Annotated in this window: 7 protein-coding genes and 1 pseudogene; 3 read left to right on the top strand and 5 right to left on the bottom strand. The window is 76.7% G+C overall.

The genetic code is table 11. From position 1 onward, the window contains the following. Positions 1 to 2 precede the first annotated feature (2 nt). From EAO71_RS33060 to EAO71_RS33050, 3 genes are read left to right on the top strand one after another with little or no spacing between them, the layout of a single operon-like run. The gene (locus EAO71_RS33060; RefSeq protein ID WP_147981516.1) at positions 3 to 932 is read left to right on the top strand and encodes a DUF6895 family protein; all 930 of its coding nucleotides are present in this window, start codon (positions 3 to 5) and stop codon (positions 930 to 932) included. Further along, positions 929 to 2,368, top strand: coding sequence for an MFS transporter (locus EAO71_RS33055; RefSeq protein WP_147981515.1), 1,440 nt, complete (start codon positions 929 to 931; stop codon positions 2,366 to 2,368). The genes EAO71_RS33060 and EAO71_RS33055 overlap by 4 nt, the downstream gene beginning before the upstream one ends. Further along, on the top strand, positions 2,365 to 4,506 hold the full coding sequence (locus tag EAO71_RS33050; RefSeq protein WP_147981514.1) for a prolyl oligopeptidase family serine peptidase: 2,142 nt from the start codon (positions 2,365 to 2,367) through the stop codon (positions 4,504 to 4,506). The genes EAO71_RS33055 and EAO71_RS33050 overlap by 4 nt, the downstream gene beginning before the upstream one ends. Before the next feature lie 38 nt (positions 4,507 to 4,544). Here the strand turns inward: EAO71_RS33050 and EAO71_RS33045 are convergent, their stop codons facing one another. The 5 genes and pseudogenes from EAO71_RS33045 to EAO71_RS33025 all read right to left on the bottom strand — a co-directional run bounded on the left by EAO71_RS33045 (position 4,545) and on the right by EAO71_RS33025 (position 17,990). After that, a complete protein-coding gene (locus EAO71_RS33045; protein ID WP_147981513.1) occupies positions 4,545 to 6,380 on the bottom strand; it encodes an AfsR/SARP family transcriptional regulator in 1,836 nt (611 codons plus the stop codon). Between the two features lie 288 nt (positions 6,381 to 6,668). After that, positions 6,669 to 9,638, bottom strand: coding sequence for a helix-turn-helix transcriptional regulator (locus EAO71_RS33040; RefSeq protein WP_147981512.1), 2,970 nt, complete (start codon positions 9,636 to 9,638; stop codon positions 6,669 to 6,671). A 120-nt stretch (positions 9,639 to 9,758) separates the two neighbouring features. Continuing rightward, positions 9,759 to 9,953: a hypothetical protein gene (locus EAO71_RS33035; RefSeq protein ID WP_147981511.1), complete on the bottom strand. Its 195-nt coding sequence runs from the start codon at positions 9,951 to 9,953 to the stop codon at positions 9,759 to 9,761. Beyond that, positions 9,940 to 12,741 (bottom strand): annotated as a pseudogene (locus tag EAO71_RS33030) (type I polyketide synthase); the annotation flags it as partial. The pseudogene EAO71_RS33030 and the gene EAO71_RS33035, both read right to left, overlap by 14 nt. Positions 12,742 to 12,782: 41 nt before the next feature. Beyond that, entirely contained in the window at positions 12,783 to 17,990 is a 5,208-nt protein-coding gene (locus tag EAO71_RS33025; RefSeq protein ID WP_147981509.1) for a type I polyketide synthase, read from the bottom strand. Positions 17,991 to 18,084 lie beyond the last annotated feature (94 nt).

The raw sequence follows: 18,084 nt of genomic DNA, 5'->3' as shown, positions 1-18,084 counted from the left end.
CCGTGTCCCCCGCTCTGGAGGAGCTCGCCGCCGGCGCCCTCGACTGGCTGGGAAAGAACCTGGACCTCTTCGACCCGTTCTCGCCCGAGGCCAGGTCGGCGACGCACGGCAGGGCGAAGGCCGCGCTGGAACTGGCGCTGCTCTGCCACTGCGCGGCACGCCCCGGCGACGCGCCGGACGCGCTGGGCGGGGCCAGGAACCTCGTCCGCGCGCTGTGGCAGGATCCCGCCTTCCCCGCCCTCTTCGAGGACGTTCCCGGCCACTCCGCCACGTACGGTCTGGTCTTCGCCGCGCTGGCGCCCGACGGGATCGACGACACCCAGACCCGGGCGGCCGTCGCACGGCTCGCCCCGGACTTCCTCTCGCCGGACGGCAAGTCGCCCTACCGCCGCATCGAGATCCGCTACTACGCGGACAAGGCGGGTGTCCGCCACGGCATCGAGCCGTACGCCGCCCTCCTCCCGGACAGCCCGCTCGCGGCCTACCGGGCCGCCGGGCCCGAGGACCCGCCGGTGCCGGACGGCGCTCCGCTGACCACCCCGAAGGCGTACGCCCTCACTCATACCGCCTTCTACCTGGGCGACTTCGGCCGGAGCCCCCGGCTGCCCGACGGGTTCGACCCGGCGGGTGCCCGGGGCCTGGTCGACCTGCTGCTGCGCCACTGCGTGCGGCACGAACGGTGGGACCTGGCCGCGGAGCTCGTCCTCACGCAGTCGGTCCTGGGCGGCGAGCCGCTGGACACGCCCGCGGGCGCCGCGGCCGTGGAGTGCCTGGTACGGGCCCAACGGCCCGACGGCGCGCTCCCGGGGCGGTCGGCGGCGCTCGCCGCGTCCCCCGCCGCCCCGGCCGGGGAGTTCTTCCGGAAGGCGTACCACACCACCCTGGTGACCGCCCTCATGGCGCTGATCGTCCCGGCCCGGGAGCGGTCATGACGGCGCGGCTCACACTGATCAACCGCGACTACACCCGGCTGTGGTTCGGCCAGGCCGTCTCGTCCGTCGGGGACGCCGTCTTCAGCACCACGCTGGTGCTGTGGGTCGCGACCGTGCTGGGCGAGGGCCAGTCGTGGGCGCCGGTCGCCGTCAGCGGCATCCTGATGGCGTCGAGTGTGGCCGTGCTGGTCATCGGTCCGCTCGCGGGCGTCTTCGTCGACCGCTGGGACAAGCGCGGGACGCTGCTGCGCACCGAGGTGGTCCGGGGCGCGCTCGTGGCCGTGCTGACCGCCGTCTCCTTCCTGCCGGCCGACGCCCTGCCGGCCGGGGTCTGGCTCGCCCTGGTCTACGCGACCGTGCTCCTGCTGCACGCGGCGGGCCAGTTCTTCTCGCCGGCGCGGTTCGCGATCCTCGCCGATCTCGTGACCGGTGAGGCCGACCGCGCCCGGGCGGCCGGCATCGGCCAGGCGACCGGGGAGACGGCCTGGATCATCGGGCCCCCGATCGCGGCGCCGCTGCTGTTCACCGCCGGCCTCCAGTGGGCGCTGCTCTTCAACGGGCTGACCTACGCGGTGTCGTACGTGGCGATCCGGTCCATCGAGGTGCCCCCGGCGGTCGCCGCGGCGCGCGGGCCCGCCGGGCGGCGACGGGACGGCCTGCGGCGGGAGTTCACGGACGGGCTGCGCTTCTTCACCCGGAGCCGGTTCCTGGTCGCTCTGCTCCTGCTGGCCGTCATCGGCCAGTTCGGGGTGGGCGCGCTGAGCACCCTCAACGTCTTCTTCACCACCGACAACCTCCACGCGGACGCCCATCTCTACGGGTACATCGGCATGGCCATGGGGGTGGGCGGCATCACCGGCGCGCTGTGCGGCGGCCGGGTGGTGCAGTGGTTCGGGGCGCGCCGGACGACCTGGATCAGCCTGCTGGTGAGCGGCGTCCTGCTGGTCGCCTACTCCCGTCAGACCGGCTTCCTCGGCGGTGTGGCCCTGCTCTTCGTCTTCACCGTTCCGCTCACCGTGCTGAACACCGCGATGGCCCCGCTGCTGCTCGCGGCGGCTCCCCCGGACTACCGGGGCCGGGTCATGGCCGTGTTCTATCCGGTCACGAAACTGGCGTCGATGCTCTCCGCCGTCCTGTCCGGCTGGCTCGCGGGCTCCGTACTGCGCGACGTCTCGGGTTCCTTCGGCGGAATCCGGTTCGGCCCCCTGGACACGATCCTGGCGGTGTCCGGGGTGATCGTCCTGCTGTCGGGCGTCTTCGCCTGGGTCGCCCTGCCCGTCGCGGCGGCGGACGGCGGCACGGCGGCGGACGCTCCGGCGCCCGGGAACGAGGACGCCGACGTCGTCGCCCACGCCGACGGCGCGGAGTTCCCCGCCCGCGTCGTCCACCGCTCCGACGACCTCCGAGGTTCCGACGAACGAGGGAGCACCGAGTGACCCCCGAGACCCGGCCGGCGCTCCGCCGGTACCCCCACGCCGAACGCCAGGACCTCGTCCGGGAACTCCACGGGCTGCGCGTCCCCGACCCGTACGGCTGGCTGGAGGACGGCGAGGCCGCCGCGACGCGCCGCTGGAGCATGGAGCAACAGGCCCTGTACGAGGCGGAACGGGCGGACCTGCCCGGTCTGGAGCGGTGGCGGGCGGAGGTGTCGGCGCTCGACGCCGTCGACCGCGCCGGGTCGCCCGAGGTCCGCGGCGGCAGGACCTTCCGGCTGCGCCGGCGGGCCGACCAGGAGCATGCGGTGCTCGTGGTGGCGGAGGCGGGCACGGCGGAGCGGGTGCTCCTGGACCCGGGCGCCCTCGACCCGTCCGGACGCACCGTGCTCGACCGTTGGGAGCCCTCCGTCGAGGGCGACCTGCTGGCCTGCCAGCTGTCGCGGAACGGCACCGAGGACTCGCTGCTCCGGGTGATCGACGTGGCCACCGGCGCGATCGTCGACGGTCCGGTGGACCGGGTGCGGAGGTCGTCGATCGGCTGGCTCCCCGGGGGCGAGGCGTTCTACTACGTACGGCACCTGGACCCGCGGCTGCACCCGGGTGAGGAGCGCTACCACCGCCGGGTCTACCTGCACCGGGTCGGGACGAGTCCCGAGGCGGACGCCCTGGTCTTCGGTGACGGGCGGGACCGGACGCAGTTCTACAGCGTCTCCGTGACCCGGGACGGACGCTGGCTCGGCGTCACGGCCACCCTCGGCACCGGCCGCGGCACCGACGTCTACCTGGCCGACCTGTCCGCCGGCCCGCTCGAACGCCCGCTGCTGCGGCCGGTCCAGGAGGGCATGGACGCCGCCACCCGGCTGCACGCGGTGTCCGGCACCGGTCCGCGGGACCCGGTCTGGCTGCGCACCGACCGCGACGCCGTGCGCGGCCGGGTCGTCGCGTGCCGGCCGGACGAGCTCCACCGGGGACCCGCAGCCTGGCGCGAGGTGATCCCCGAGCGGCCCGACGCGGTGCTGACCCATCTCGTCGTGCTGTCCGGTCCGGAGCTGAAGCATCCGCTGGGCCTGGCCGCCTGGACCCGCGACACCGTGGCCGAGGTGACCGTGCACGACCTGGTCGAGGCGCGGCAGGTGGCCACGGTCCCGCTTCCCGGCACCGGCGCGGTGGGCGACTTCTCGGCCGGGCCGCCGGGGAGTCACGAAGCCTGGTTCGCCTACACCGACTTCGTCACGCCGCCCCGGGTGCTCCGCTTCGACGCCCGCACGTGCCGCGTGTCGGGCGGCGGGCACGACGCCGCGGACGCCGCGGTGGCCGCCGGCGCGGTGACCCGGCAGGTGGCCTTCCCCTCGCGGGACGGGACGACGGTCCGGATGTTCGTGATCTCCCCCACCGGTCGCCCCGACGTGCCGCGTCCGGCGCTGCTCACGGGTTACGGCGGCTTCGGCCGCACCATGTCTCCCCGGTACCGCGCCCAGGTCCTGGCCTGGGTCAGGGCCGGCGGGGTGTTCGCCTGGGCGGGGCTGCGCGGCGGCGGCGAGGAGGGCGAGGCCTGGCACCGGGCCGGCAGCAGGGAGCACAAGCAGAACACCTTCGACGACTTCGCCGCCGCCGCCGACCTGCTGACGGCCGAGGGCTGGACCGCGCCGGGCCGCCTCGCGATCATGGGCGGGTCGAACGGCGGCCTGCTGGTCGGCGCGGCCCTCACCCAGCAGCCGGAGAGGTTCGCCGCCGTCGCGTGCATGTCCCCGCTCCTGGACATGGTCCGTTACGAGTCCTCGGGGCTGGGGCCGAGCTGGACACCCGAGTACGGCAGCGCGGACGACCCCGCTCTGCTGCCGACGCTGCTCGCGTACTCCCCCTACCACCGCGTCACACCCGGCACCGCGTATCCGGCGGTGCTCCTGACCGCCGCGGACGGAGACACCAGGACCGACCCGCTGCATGCCCGCAAGATGTGCGCCGCGCTCCAGCACGCCACCTCCGGCACCGGACCGGTCCTGCTGCGGCTGGAGCACGGCGTCGGCCACGCCGACCGCTCCGCGTCCCGCGCGGTGGCGCTGCAGGCCGAGTGCCTCGCCTTCCTGGCGCACCACGTGGGCCTGCCGGCCCCCGAGGGTGGTCCGCCGCGGCAGTGACGCGACCGCTCCGGGTGACCGGGCGGCCGGGGCGGCCCTCAGGCCGGCACCGGGTCCCCCCGGTGCGTGCCGCGGGCGTACAGCCTGACCAGGTGCGGGAGTTCGTACTGCGCCGCGTGCGCGGTGACCTCGCCACCGGGCGAGGTCACCATGCCGGCCTCGATGAGCGACTCCACCACCCGCAGGGCGTGCCGCTCGTCGCAGCCCAGAGCCTCGGCCGCGTCGGTCAGGCCGAACGGGCCGTCCCCGGTGCCGACGGCCAGCCGTCCGGCGTCGCGGCCGCATTCCGGCGGCAGGGCCGCCCAGCCGCGGGCCAGCCGGTGCCGCACGGACACGTCCCCGGAGGTCAGCTCGTCCAGGACCCCGGCGGGGTCGGTGAGCCGGTCCGCGAACTCCCGCAGCGGCAGGTGGCGGAGCACCGCGAGCCGCATGCCGCTCACCCGGACCGCCAGCGGTGACCCGCCGCAGGCGCGCACGATGCGCAGCGCGGCGTCCCGGTCGGCCCGCACCCGGCCCGGGCCGACGAGTCCGGTGAGGAGCTGCAGGGCGTCGGCGGTGCCGAGCGGCGGGACCTCGACCCGGTGCACGGGCGCCAGGCCGCCGAGCCGGCCGCGCGCGGTGAGCAGCACCCGGCCCGATCCGCCGCTCGGCAGCAGCGGCCGCACCGCGCGTTCCTCGGGCACGTCGTCGAGGATCACCAGCACGCGGTGTTCCGCCAGCCACTCCCGCCACTCCCCGGGTCCCGGCGGACCGGTCCGGCCGGTCCGTTCGCCGAGCTCCGCGAGCACCGCCGACAGCGGACGGGCGCGCCCGTCCGCGTCGCGCAGGGAGACGCGGAGCCGCCCGTCGGCGAAGCGGTCGCCGAGGCGGTGGGCCGCCCGTACCGCCAGCGTGGTCTTGCCGGATCCGGCCGGGCCGGACAGCAGCACGACGCCGCCCGCTCCGTCGCCGTCGAGCAGGTCCAGGAGGTCGCGCAGTTCCGGCCCGTGCCCGGTGGCGTCGGCCAGGTCGGGCGGGAGGCCGGTGGCCGACCCGGCTCTTCGGGCGGCCGCGTCCGGCGCGGCGGCCGGTCCCGCGGGCCGGTCCGCCCCGGCCGGCCGGTCGCCCGCGAGGATCGCCCGGTAGCGGGCGGCCATGGCGCCGCCGGGCTCCAGTCCCAGTTCCCGGGCGAGGAGTTGCCGGTACTCGTCGTACACGGCGAGCGCCTCCGCCTGCCGGCCCGAGCCGCTGAGCGCGCACATCCAGGTGGACCGGAGCCGCTCCCGCAGCGGGTGCCGCTCCACCAGGTCGCGCAGTCCCTCGACCACCGCCGACCCGGCTCCCAGGGCCAACTCGGCCTCCGCCCAGGTCTCGTAGGCCGTCAGGTGGCGCAGTTCCAGCCGCTCGGCCTCCTCCGCGAGCCGGGGCGACCGCCGCAGGTCCCCGCCGAACGGCGGTCCCTGCCAGAGGTCGAGGGCCTGGCGCAGCAGCCGGGCGGCCGGGCGGTGCGGCTGCCCCTCGGCGGCCCGCACCAGCGCACGGAACCGCTGGAGGTCCAGCTCGTCCTCGGCCACGCGCAGCACGTAGCCGGCGCCCGTGTGCACGAGCCGCGGCCGGTCTCCGGCGTCCTCGGCGAGCAGCGCGCGCAGGGCGCTGACGTACACCTGGAGGTTCTTGCGGGCGGTCCGCGGTGGTTCCTCGGGCCAGACCGCGTCGGTCAACGCGTCGACCGAGACGGGGCTGTTGGCGGAGCCGAGCAGCGTCGCGAGCACGACGCGCTGCTTCAACGGGCCGAGGGGCAGCGCCCGGTCGTCCCGGTGGACCGCGAGCGGGCCGAGGACGGAGAACCGGAGCGTGCCGGGTGACGCTGCGGGCGGCGCGGACGGACGCGGCATCGAGCGAACCTCCGTGGGGCGACGGCATGGGGTCGGTCCCGTCGATGATCCGCCGCCCGGGCCCGTCGCACATCGGTGCGGAACCCGCACACTCGCGTCTCCGGTAACGGCGTCCTGGGGGTCCTGACCCCCATACGAACCGGAGCACCCCCCAGCAAACCGGGAACCGCCCCCCATACCCGGCCGTCCCGGCCGGTCGTCCGGGGTCGTCCGGGGTCGTCCGGGCGGCGCGGCCGCCCGCCTCCGGAGGCCGGCGAGCCTTCCCTCCGCGGGGCACCGGCCCGCCGGTCAGGCGGACGGCGCCCCCGGCGGGGCGGCCCACTCCCGCCCCTCCGCGCGCTCCGCCGACGACGCGCACAGGGCCGAGCGGTCCACAGCGCCGGTCTTCGCCATCAGGCTCGCCATGTGCTTCTCCACCGTCCGGGGCGAGATGCACAGGCGCCGGGCGATCTGCTGGTTGCCGGGCCGGTCCACGAGCAGGACGTACACCTCGTACTCGCGAGGCGTGACGCCCGCGGCGCGCAGCTCCGCGGGGATCCGCTCCCGGCCGCCGCGGCGCTGCGGGACGCTGACCCCGGCCTGTCTCAGCAGGGCCCGGCAGGCCCCGGCCACCGCGGGGACGCCGGCCTCGTGGAAGTACTCCTCGGCGGTCCGCAGCCAGGTGACCGGCTCGCCCCAGGCGTCGGCGAGCGCCGCCTCGGCGGTGAGGCGCAGGGCGAGGTGCCACGCCTGCGGGAACACCGGGGCCGCCCGGCCGGCCTCCGCCACCGCCCGCCGCGCGCCGTCCGGGTCGCCGTCCCGGCCCCGCGACACGGCGTCCGCCAGGCCGAGGAACATACGGTTCCAGGCGAGCTGCCCGCCGGGCGAGGCCAGCGCCTCCCGGTAGGCCGCGCGGCCGCCCTCGTCGTCGCCGTCGAGGAGCCCCAGCAGGGGGCGGAGTCCGTACCGGCCGCTGAGGTAGAAGAAGCTCGGGTGCGCGCGCTCCCAGGCGCGCGCGGCGTCCAGTTCGTCCCTCGCACGCTGCCGGTCCTCGCCCATCAGCGCACCCACGGCCTGGCACAGTCCGCGCTGCAGGGGGACGAGCATCGACTCCTCGCCGCCGGCCCGGCGGAACCGGGCCAGCGCCCGTTCCTGCTCGCGGGCCCGCCCCTGGTGGGCGGCGAGGGTGGCGTCCACGAGCAGCAGGTAGCGGTGCGCCGACACGTTCTGCAGCCGTGCGCTGGCCTCCACGGACCCTTCGACGATCTCGCGGGCGCGGTCCCAGCGGGCACCCAGCACGCTCTGCATGGCGAGCAGGCCGTCGACGGTCTGCAGCAGGGCGAGCGAGCCGAGTTCGTGGGCCGCCGCGCGGGCCGTCTCCAGCGGGGTCGCTTCACCGGTCCGCATGAACGCGTTGGTGCCGAGCCGCACCAGGGCCTCGGCCCGGCTCGTCGCGAGGCGGTGCTTTTCGGCGACCGACAGCATCCGCGCCAGACAGGCGTCGGCCTCGTCGAAGCCGCGCTCCCGGGACAGCAGGGCCAGCAGCTGCCACGCCTGGCAGGCCACCATGGGCCGGCCGCGTTGCTCGGCGGTCAGCGCCGCCCGTCTGGCGGAACGTTCCGCCTCCTTCAGCCGCTCCCGCCCGTCGGCGCGGCCGTCCTGCTCGGGCAGCAGCGCGAGGTGGCCCTCGACGACCACGAGCGCCGCCTCCTGCTCCGGACGCGGCGCGCCACCGAGGAGGGCGCGGGCCGCCCGGATCCGGCGGCGCGCCTCCTCCTGCCGCTCCGCCATGGTCGCGACCCATGCGACCTGCGTGTGCGCCTGGGCCCGTTCCTCCGCCGCGCGCGAGCCGGCGGGCGCCGGGGGCAGGTCGTCGAGCAGCGCGGCCGCCGCGTCGAGCCGTCCGGACTCGGCCTGGGCGATCGCCAGGTGCACCGTGACCTCGTCCCGCTCCTCCTCGGCCGCGAGCCCGCGGGCCCGCTCCAGCAGTACGGCGGCCGAGCCCGACGCGCCGGCGTCCAGCATCTGCCGCCCCACCTGGGCGAACTGCCGGGCCGCCGTCTCCCGGTCGCCCGCCGCCAGCCGCAGGGTGGCCACCAGCTGGCGCTGCTCGCCGGAGAGTTCGCCGGAGGACTGCTCGATGGCCGTGGCCGCGCGGCGGGCCAACGCGGCCTGCTCGGCGGGAGGTAAGGAGGCACGGAGCGCGTCCGCCGTCAGGACGTGGCGGAAGGTGTAGTGGTCGTGGGCCGCGCCGTCCGGGGCGATGATCCCGGCCTCGGACGCGGACCGGAGGTGGGCGAAGAGAGCCCGGTCGTCGAGGCCGGTCACCGCCCGCAGCGCGCCGACGGAGAACCGGCCGCCGAGCGTCGCCGCGAGGAGGAGCAGTTCGCGCACCGGCTCGTCGAGCCGGTCCAGCCGGCGGGCCCAGCTGCGGACCGCGCCCGTCGGTACGGTCGCCTCGCCGTGGTCGGCGAGCCGCCAGCCGTCGCCGCCCCTGCTCAGCCGTCCCGTCTCCAGCAGGTCGGCCAGCAGCACCTCCACCAGGTACGGGTTGCCGCCCGCCCGCTGCGCGAGGTGGCGATGCGCGGCGGGGGGCACCTCATCCGGTGCGGCGTCCAGGCACGCGTCCACCATGTCCCGTACGGAGTCCTCGTCCAGCGGCCCCAGCTCCCGCACCGCTGCGGTGTTGCGGAGCTCCGCGGCGAGCGCGAGGTCCAGGGCCGGCCCGGCGTCGGGCCGGAGCGTGCCGACCAGCAGGACCGGCAGATCCGCCAGGTTGTCGACGAGGTACTCGACGACGGCGATCGTCTCGGTGTCGGAGTCGTGCAGGTCCTCCAGCAGGATCACGCAGCCCCGCTCGCGGCCGAGCACCGCCAGCAGCCGGAGCAGCGCCTCGGCGAGCTCGACCAGGGAGATCGCGTAGCCGGGTGCCACGGTGCCGGCCCGCCATTCCGGCACGAGGCCGGCCAACGCGGGCCGGTAGGGGTCGAGTTCCGGATGGTCGGGGGCGCCGACGGCCCGGAACCGCGAGGAGAGCGCCTCGACCAGCGGCCGGAAGGGCACGACGAGCCCGGTGGACGTGGCACGGCCACGCAGCACCGGCACGTCCCGGTCGTACGCGCGCAGGGCGCACTCGCCGGCCAGCCGGGACTTGCCGATCCCCGCCTCGCCGACGAGGAACACCGCCCGTCCGGCCTTCCTTCCGACGCCCTCCAGGGCCTCGTCCAGCAGCCCTGTCTCGGCGTCCCGCCCCACGATGACCGACGACGTCGCTCGCATGCGCGCAGGCTACTTGATCCTTTTCACCCACGGCAGAGGGCCGGGGAACCCCCCGGCCTCCGCTCGTGCTGTCAAGGCGTCATCCGCGCCACGTCGCCCGTCGGCGTGACGGTCCTCCCCTCAGGACAGCGGGACGGTGCCGGTGGTGTAGGGCATGTCCAGTGAGGCGGCGGAGTCCGAGTCCGCCGTTCCGAGCAGCCTGCTGCGCAGCCCCAGCGCCCCGCTGACGCCGAGCGTCACCTCGCCCACCGGGTGGTCCTGGACGGCGTGGAGGTGTCCGCCGTCGACGTATCTCACCGAGTCATCGATCTGCATGGTTCGTTCGTCCTTCGCATCCGCAGGAGTGGTGGTCGTGCCGTGCGGTGGTGCGGTGGTGCGGTTTTCCGGCCGTGCGGTGTGTCCGGTCGTGCGGTCGGGGGTGGATCGGCGGGCCCGGGGACGGGGTTTCGTCGGGTGGTCGTCGGGGCCGGCCGTCGGGGGGGCACCGGCCGACGACGGCGCGGGCGGCACCGTCCAGCGCTGCCTCGCGGGGCTGGAAGGGGTAGGTGGGGATGTCCGTCAGGGTGGGGCGGTCCTCGGTCAGCCGGCTCCAGTCGACCGTGCCGCCGTCGACGTGCAGGCGGGCCAGGGCCGTGAGGAACGACTCCGCCTCGGGGCGGCCGGTGCGCAGGGCGGCGGCGAACACCTGGTCGTCGGCCTCGGGGACGATCTTCTGGGCGAGTGCGCTCAGCACCCCGCCGGGCCCCACCTCCAGCCAGCGCACCGCGCCGTGGGCCCGGGCGCGTGCCACGGCCTCGGCGAAGCGCACCGGCCGGCGGACGTGCCGTACCCAGTGCTCGGGGTCCACGACCTCGGCGGGGAGTCCCGCCAGCGTCGGTTCCCGCAGTTCCAGCCCTGCCACGACATCGCGGAACTCCTCCAGCATCGGGTCCATCAGCGGCGAGTGGAAGGCGTGGCTGACCTTCAGCCGGGTGGTCCGCAGGCCCCGGGCGCGCCAGCTCTCCCTGAGCGCCAGGACGGCGTCCTCCTCGCCGGACACGACGACGGACGCCGGGCCGTTGACGGCCGCGATCGCGACCCGGTCCGCCAGCCCGTCGAGCTCGGCCGTCACCTCGGCCTCGGAGCGCTCGACCGCGACCATGGCTCCCCCGGGCGGCAGTTGCTGCATCAGCCGGCCGCGGGCCTCGACCAGGCGGCAGGCGTCCGCGAGTGTCAGGACGCCGGCGACGTGGGCGGCCGCGACCTCGCCGACGGAGTGGCCGACCACGGCGGCGACGTCGACGCCCAGGGAGCGGACGAGCCGGAAGAGCGAGACCTCGACGGCGAACAGGGCGACCTGGGCGTTGCCGGTCAGGTCAAGCCTGCCCTCGGGGTCGGCCGCGAAGACCAGGTTCTTCAGCGGCATCCCGGTCAGCTCGGCGATCTCGTCGAAGGAGCGCGCGAACTCCGGGTAGGTCTCGTACAACTCCTGTCCCATGCCCGGGCGTTGACTGCCCTGGCCGGAGAAGAGCACGGCGGTGGCGCCGGGCGTGGCGACCCCGGAGACCACGGTCCGGTCCGCGGTCGCGCCGAGGAGCACCGCCCGGTGCCGGAAGACGGCGCGCCGGGCGAGCGAGGCGCCGACGTCCGCCGGGTCGGCCGGCACGTCCCCGGCGTAGGCGCGCAGCGCGGAGATCCGCTCGTGCAGGGCCCGCGGGTCCCGGGCGGACAGCGGCCAGGGCACGGGGGCCGCGGCGGCGGTGTCGGGTCGCGGGGCGGTGTCCTCGGCGGGGGCCTCCTCCAGGATCACGTGGGCGTTCGTGCCGCTGATCCCGAAGGAGGAGACGGCGGCGCGGCGCGGGCGGTCCGTGCGGGGCCAGTCGCGGCGCTCCGTCAGGAGTTCCACCGCTCCCGCGGACCAGTCCACGTGCGGCGACGGCTCCTCCGCGTGCAGGGTGCGCGGCATGATCCCGTGGCGCATCGCCTCCACCATCTTGATCACGCCGCCCACTCCGGCGGCGGCCTGGGTGTGGCCGACGTTCGACTTCATCGAGCCGAGGCGGAGCGGCCGGCCGGGATCGCGCTCCTGTCCGTACGTGGCCAGCAGGGCCTGGGCCTCGATCGGGTCGCCGAGCCTGGTCCCGGTGCCGTGGCCCTCCACGACGTCCACGTCCCGCGCGGACAGGCCCGCGTGGGCCAGGGCCTTGCGGATCACCCGCTGCTGCGAGGGGCCGTTCGGCGCGGAGAGACCGTTGGAGGCGCCGTCCTGGTTGACGGCCACGCCCCGCAGCAGCGCGAGGACGGGGTGGTTGTTGCGCCGTGCGTCGGAGAGCCGTTCCACCAGGAGCATTCCGGCGCCCTCGGCCCAGCCCGTGCCGTCGGCGCCGGCCCCGAACGCCTTGCACCGCCCGTCGGGGGAGAGTCCGCGCTGCCGGCTGAAGGAGAGGAAGGCGCGGGGTGTGGCCATGACCGTGACGCCGCCGGCCAGTGCCAGCCCGCACTCGCCGGCGCGCAGTGCCTGTGCCGCCGCGTGCAGGGCGACCAGCGAGGACGAGCAGGCCGTGTCCAGGGTCACGGCCGGACCCTCGAAGCCGAGGGTGTACGAGATGCGGCCGGAGGCCACGCCGCCGGAGAGCCCGGTGACGAGGTACGGCTCGACGGACTCGGGCACCTGCTGGGTGGCGTAGTCGTGGTGCACGACGCCCGTGAAGACGCCGGTGTCGCTGCCGCGCAGCGACGTCGGGTCGATCCCGGCGCGCTCGAACGCCTCCCAGGAGGTCTCCAGCAGGAGCCGCTGCTGCGGGTCCATCGCCAGGGCTTCGCGCGGCGACACCCCGAAGAACTCGGGGTCGAAGAGGGCCGCGTCGTGCAGGAAGCCGCCGTGGCGGGCGTAGCAGGTGCCCGGCCGGTCGGGGTCGGGGTGGTAGATGCCGTCGACGTCCCAGCCCCGGTTCGTCGGGAAGCCGGAGACGGCGTCGCGCTCCTCCAGCACGAGCCGCCACAGGTCCTCGGGGGAGCGCACGCCGCCCGGGTAGCGGCAGGCCATGCCGATGACGGCGATCGGCTCGTGGCTCGCCGACTCGGCCCGCCGCAGCCGGCGACGGGTCTCGTGCAGCTCGGCGGTGACCTTCTTCAGGTAGCCGACCAGCTTCTCCTCGGTGCCCGTCACGTGACGTCCCCCTTCAGTTCGTTGTCGATGAGGTCGAAGAGCTGGTCGGCCGTGGCCGTCCCGATCAGTGCGTCGAGATCCACCTCGGCCATGCCCTCGGCGCTGTCGACGAGCCTCGGCGGGCCGTCGACGAGCCGGTCGGTCAGGGCGCGCAGGCGGGCGGCGATCCGGTCGCGGGCGGCGGCGTCGAGGCGCTCCGCCTCGACGGCGGCCTCGAACCGGGCCAGTTCGCCGAAGACCGTGCGCGGGCCGCCGGCCCCGTCGCCGTTCCCGGGACGCCCGTCGTCGCCGGGGCGCTCGCCGTCGAGGACCGGCCGGAGCGCGCCGAGCAGGTGCCGGGCCATGGCGACCGCGGTCGGGTGGTCGAACGCCAGGGAGGCGGGCAGGTCCACACCGGTGCGGGCGGCCAGCCGGTTGCGCAGCTCCACCGCGGACACGGAGTCCAGTCCCAGGTCCTTCATGCTGCGCCGTGCCTCGACGTCCTCGGGCCCCTCGAAGCCCGCGACGTCGGCGATCTCGGTACGGACGAGGTCGAGCAGCGACCGCTCGCGCCGTTCGTCGGGGAGGGCCGTCAGCGCGGCCCGCAGCCGGGCGGCCGGTGCCGCGGCGACGGGCGGGCCGTCCGTCGGGGCGTCGCCTTCGACGGAGGGTGCACCGGCGGTGCCGGCCGCGGGCGGGGTGCCGTCGGGTCCGGCCGTCGGCAGCGAGGGGAGCCAGTACCGCCGGTGCTCGAAGGGGTAGACGGGCAGGTCCACCGGCCGGGCGGGGCGGCCGCCGAAGTACGCCGTCCAGTCGACCGGTACGCCGTGCGTGTGGGCCCTGGCCACCGCGTCGAGCAGGGCGCGGACCTCGGGGCGGCCCCGGCGGAGCCCGCCGCAGGGGACGAGTTCGTCCTCGGTCGCGCAGTCGCGTGCCATCGCGGTCAGGACGGCGTCGGGCCCGATCTCCAGGAGCGTGGCGATCCCCGCCGCGGGCAGCGCGCGCACGGCGTCGGCGAACCGGACGGTGCCGCGGGCGTGCCGGACCCAGTGGTCGGGCGACCGCAGTTCGGCCGGTTCGGCGAGCCGGCCGGTCAGGTCGGAGACCACGGGGACGAGCGGCGGCCGGAGCGTGACCGCGCGGGCCACGGCCCGGAAGTCGTCCAGCATCGGCTCCATGTGACGTGAGTGGAAGGCGTGGCTGACCCGCAGCCGGCCGGCCCGCCGTCCCCGTGCCCGGAACTCCGCGGCGACCGCGTCGACCGCGGCCTCGTCACCGGAGACCACCACGGCGCGCGGCCCGTTGACCGCGGCGATCTCGGCGATCTCGGCGAGCCCGTCGTTCGCGGCGGGCCCGGTCGCGGCCGTCGCGGCGAGGGCCGCGCGGACCTCCTCCTCGGTCGCCTCCAGTGCCGCCATGGCGCCACCGGCGGGCAGGGCCGCCATGAGCCGGCCGCGGGCCGCGACGAGCGAGGCCGCGTCCGGCAGGGACAGCACGCCCGCCACGTGGGCCGCGGTCAGTCCGCCGACGGAGTGGCCGAGGACCAGGTCGGGCAGGATCCCCCAGGACTCGACGAGGCGGAAGAGCGCCGTCTCCAGGGCGAACAGCGCGGGCTGGGTGAAGTCGGTCCGGTCCAGCAGGGCCGCCTCCGGGGTGCCCTCGGCCGCCCACATCACCTCCCGCAGGGGCCGTTCCAGATGCGTGTCGAGTGCGGCGCACGCCGCGTCGAACGCCTCGGCGAAGACGGGGTGGGCGTCGTACGACTCCTTGCCCATGCCGGGTCGCTGGCTGCCCTGACCGGTGAAGGCGAGGGCGAGTCCGCCCTCGGGCGGCGTGCCGCCCGGCCCGCCGCCCACGGCCTCGCCGGCGGCGAGGGCGGTGAGCCGGCGTTCCAGTTCCGCCCGTCCGGTCACGACGAAGGCGGCCCGCCGCGGGAAGGACGTACGGGTGGTGGCCAGCGCGGCGGCCAGGTCGGGGAGCGGGGGTTCCGGGTCCGCGCGCAGACGGTCGAGGAGGTGCGCGGCACGGGTGCGCAGCGCGGTCGCGGTCCGGGCCGACAGCACGACCGGTACGGCGGGTCCGGCGGGGCGCGGGTGGGCGCCGGGCGCGGTGTGCGCGGTCGGCGGCGAGGGGCACGACTCGGCGGACGGCCGCTCGGGGAGGTCCGGGGCCTGTTCCAGGATGAGGTGGGCGTTGGTGCCGCTGACGCCGAAGGAGGACACCGCGGCCCGGCGCCGTCCTTCGGTCGCGGGCCAGGCGGTGTGCTCCCGGAGCAGGCGCACGGCGCCCGCGTCCCAGTCCACCGCCGTCGTCGGACGGTCGGCGTGCAGGGTGCGGGGCAGTTCGCCGCGCCGGATGGCCTCCACCATCTTGATGACGCCGCCGATCCCGGCGGCCGACTGGGCGTGGCCGATGTTGGACTTGAGCGACCCGAGGAGCAGCGGGCGCGCGGGGTCGCGGTCCCGGCCGTACGTCGCGAGGAGCGCGTTCGCCTCGATCGGGTCGCCGAGTACGGTGCCCGTGCCGTGGGCCTCGACGGCGTCCACGTCGGCGGGCGACAGTCCGGCGTCGGCCAGGGCCCGCCGGATGACCTGCTGCTGGGCCGGCCCGCTCGGGGCGGTCAGCCCGTTGCTGGCGCCGTCCTGGTTGATCGCGCTGCCCCGCAGGACGGCGAGGACGGGGTGGCGGTGGCGGCGCGCGTCGGAGAGGCGTTCCAGGACGACGGCGCCGACGCCCTCGGACCAGCCCGTGCCGTCGGCGTCGGCGCCGAAGGCCTTGCAGCGTCCGTCGCCGGCCAGCCCGTGCTGGCGGCTGAACTCCACGAAGGTGCTCGGGGTAGCCATCACCGCGACCCCGCCGGCCAGGGCGAGGGAACAGTCGCCGCGCCGCAGTGCCTGGGCGGCCAGATGGAGGGCGACGAGCGAGGAGGAGCAGGCCGTGTCGACGGTGAGGGCGGGGCCGCTGAGGCCGAGGGTGTACGCGAGACGTCCGGAGGCGACGCTGCCGGCGGTGCCGGTGCCGAGGAGGCGTTCGAGGTCCTCGGGGAGGAGGCCGGGGTTCCGGGCGTAGTCGTGGAACATCAGCCCGACGTACACGCCGGTGTCCGTGTGCCGCAGCGACCGTGGATCGATGCCGGCGCGTTCGACGGCCTCCCAGCCCACTTCGAGGAGCAGACGCTGCTGGGGGTCCATGGCCAGCGCCTCGCGGGGGCTGATGCCGAAGAAGCCGGCGTCGAAGTCGCCCGGCGCGTCCAGGAATCCGCCGTGGCCTGTGGCGCTGGTGCCCGGCGCGGTGCCGTCTCCGCCCAGCAGCCGGTCCAGGTCCCAGCCGCGGTCGTCCGGGAACGATCCGACGGCGTCGCGGCCTTCGGCGACGAGCCGCCACAGGTCCTCGGGCGAGGCGACGCCGCCCGGGTAGCGGCAGGCCATGCCGACGAGCACGACCGGGTCGTCCCGGTCGTCGGTGGCGGGCGCGCGGCGCGGGGCGGGCGCCGCGCCGGCGGCCGGGCGGCCGAAGAGTTCCGTGGCGAGCACCTCCGCCACGGCGGCCGGCGTCGGATGGTCGAAGGCGAGGGTGACGGGCAGCCGCAGTCCGGTGCGGGCGGCCAGCCGGTCGCGCAGGGCGACCGCGGTGAGCGAGGTGAGGCCCAGGTGCGTGAAGGCGAGCGCGGCGTCGATCCCGTTCGCCCCGTCGAGACCGAGGGCGTGCGCGGCCTCCTCGCGTACGAGGTCGGTGAGGGCCTTCGACCGGGCCCTGCCGGGCAGTTCGCCGAGCCGGGCCCGCAGGTCCCCGGCCTCGTCGGGACCGGCGTCGCCGGGGGCGCGATCGCGCAGCAGGGCGCGCAGCGGGGCACCCTCGTCGGAGCGCAGGCGCCACGGGTCGACGCGCAGTGCCAGGACCGGGCCCGGCAGCGACCGGGCGAGGTCGAAGGCGTCGGCGGTCTCGCGTGCGTCGAGCGGGCCGGCTCCGGGGACGACCCGCTCGGGGCGGGGGCCGGTGCCCGCCTCCGTCGCCGCCGCGGGGGCGAAGGCGACGAAGGTGGCGTGGGGCGCGGCCTGGGCGAGTGCCGCGAGGTACGCGTCGGCCGCGGCCTCCGCCGGGGATCCGGCGTGGGCCGGCCCGGCGCCGAGGGTGCCGCAGAGGGTGAGGGGGGTGGGCGTGGTGCCGTCGGTCCGTGCGAGCAGCAGGGCCGCGGTCCGCGCGGCGGCGGGTCCGGTGAGGGGGTGGACGACCGCGCCGATCGGGCCGTCSGCGCSGACGGCCGCGAGGAGGTCGGCGACGCCTGCCGCGGTGTCGGGCGGGGCCGCGTGGACCGTCACCCGGGCGCCCAGTCCGGTCAGTTCGGCGGCCAGCTCCGCCGCCGCGGCCCGGTCGCCGGCGGCGAGGGCGAGGGAGCGGGCGCCGTGCCCGGCCACGAGGTGGGTGGCGAGGACGCGGGCGAGGGCGGTCTCCGCGCCCGTCACGAGGACGGTCCCGGTCGGCGGGGACGCGGCGGACGCCGGGGCGCCGCCCGTCGGCCGGCCCCCGGCGCCGGTGGCCTCCGCTCCGGTCGCGCGGCCGCTCGCGGCGCCCGCGTTGCCGCCGGCCTCGTCCGTCGCCCGAGACCGGGACAGCCGCGGCACGAGGACGCGTCCGTCGCGGAAGGCGAACTCCCGCTCCTCGCCCGGTCCTGCCAGCAGGGCGCTCCAGGCCGCCACGAGCGGATCGTGCGCGTGCCCGGCCGGCCCCGGCACCGCATCGGTACGGGTGTCCGCGTCGGTCTCCGCGTCGGCATCGACGAGGAGGGGGCCGCCGGACCGGGTGTGGGCYCGGGCCCAGGCGCACAGGGCCGCGCCGTACGGATCGGGCACCTCGCCGGACCGGGCGGCCACCGCGCCCCGGGTCAGGACGACGACGCGAGGCGCCGGCTCCGCCGCGCCGAGGGCCGCGAGGCCGGCCAGGGCCCCGGGCCCGTCCGCCCCGCCCGACGGGACTGCCCCGTCCGGCCGGTCGAGGATCGCGAGCCGGTCGAGGACCGCGAGCACGTCGGGCCGGCCGGGCGCGTCGGCCGCCCCGCCTCCGCCGGTTCCGCCCGCCGCCGACGGTGCGACGCAGAGATATCCGTCGAAGGGTCCCGCGGCGCGCGCCGCTTCCGGCAGGTCCGCGAAGGTGGTGGTCGTGCCGCCCGCGCGGCGTACGGCCTCGGCGAACGCCGGTTCCCGGCCGCCGATCACGGCCCAGCGCACCGCGCCGCCGGGTGGCCCCCGGCGAGGAGGGGGAGGTCCTGGTCAAGAGCCCCGGCCTGCTGCTGGGTTACCACGGCCGGCCCGAGGAGACCGC

It is taken from the genome of Streptomyces sp. MS191 (assembly GCF_008042125.1).
GTDB lineage: Bacteria > Actinomycetota > Actinomycetes > Streptomycetales > Streptomycetaceae > Streptomyces.
Note: the sequence above shows the minus strand (reverse complement) of the source record. Positions and strands in the feature narration are given on the sequence as shown.

Bases quoted from the DNA above. Each gene is read 5' to 3' on its own strand.
- EAO71_RS33055 (WP_147981515.1), top strand. From the start codon at position 929: ATGACGGCGCGGCTCACACTGATCAACCGCGACTACACCCGGCTGTGG.
- EAO71_RS33045 (WP_147981513.1), bottom strand. From the start codon at position 6,380: ATGCCGCGTCCGTCCGCGCCGCCCGCAGCGTCACCCGGCACGCTCCGG.
- EAO71_RS33040 (WP_147981512.1), bottom strand. From the start codon at position 9,638: ATGCGAGCGACGTCGTCGGTCATCGTGGGGCGGGACGCCGAGACAGGG.
- EAO71_RS33035 (WP_147981511.1), bottom strand. From the start codon at position 9,953: ATGCAGATCGATGACTCGGTGAGATACGTCGACGGCGGACACCTCCAC.